Here is a 1,015-nt window from a genome sequence, read left to right on the forward strand (position 1 = left end):
AGCTTCAATTTCTGGGAGTACCGCTTCCATCATTACTTTGCCATAACCTTTGCCTCGCAGCTCTTCTGGTACGACCGTCGATGTTATGTGCATCACATCATTTTTCACCTCGTAAACCACTTTTGCTTTGAAGTCTTGCTCTAAATCAACCCAAAAGAGGCCACTTTCAGTGTCGTGAATCACTTTATGCATATCTTCTTCTCTAATTTTGTTACGGATTTATTGAATCAAACTATATCACTGAATAAAATCATTACCACGCAAAGACACCCAGTCGTTTAGTGCTAAATTTCATAGCAGTCACCTCTTCTCAAATCAGGTACGACAATAAGAATGAGAAATATGATAACCAGTGCCAGAGACGGCAATCTACCTCTGCAGAGTAAGAGAGCACCAGAACGTCAGGCCACCACATTAAACAGCACCGATGCAATGGCGATGGTTGAGCATGGTAGTGAAGTCACTCTCAATGTGACCACGCCTGTTGGAACGAAGTTCATCACCACCAGTACGTTTGTCGGCTGCCACTCTAACAACACGGCATTGATCGAAGTTCCGAATATTTCCGATGAAGATTTGAAATTCTATTTTCAAGAAGGCTTTTGGATTAACGTAAAAGCGTATTCTCATCGTGGCGAAGGCGCAGTCATCCCTTTTAGGGCTCAGCTTCAACATCGCTTGGGCGACCCTTATCCCATTTTAGTGCTTAGCCTTCCTAATACAATGCAGGTATTCCAACTTCGTAAAGAAGTGCGTTATGAGGTGAATTTGAAAGCGCGAGTCCGCTTGGATGAATATCGAAGTGAGTGTGAGATCAGAGACCTGTCTCGCAGCGGCTGTCGTTTTGTGACATCGCCAATGAGCCGACCTTTACAAGTTGGCGACCGTATCACTCTAGACCTCACCATGCCGAGTGATGGTCGCCTGTTAGCGCCACTGAATGGTCGTATTTGCAACCTTCAAAAATCAACTCACTATGCCCGCTACGGAATGGAGTTTGATGAGGTAGGCAAGA

General features: G+C 44.8%; 2 protein-coding genes. One reads left to right on the plus strand and one right to left on the minus strand.

Annotation, left to right across the window (positions count from 1 at the left end; translation table 11 throughout):
- Positions 1-192, minus strand: a 192-nt coding sequence (locus R7Q47_RS26735) for a GNAT family N-acetyltransferase (protein WP_318090345.1), incomplete at its 3' end; no start/stop codon positions are given.
- Between the two features lie 150 nt (positions 193-342).
- On the opposite strand from R7Q47_RS26735, the gene R7Q47_RS26740 reads away from it, so the two are divergent.
- A partial coding sequence (locus tag R7Q47_RS26740; RefSeq protein WP_318090348.1) for a flagellar brake protein occupies positions 343-1,015 on the plus strand: 673 nt, incomplete at its 3' end.

The organism is Vibrio sp. Vb0349, from assembly GCF_033338975.1.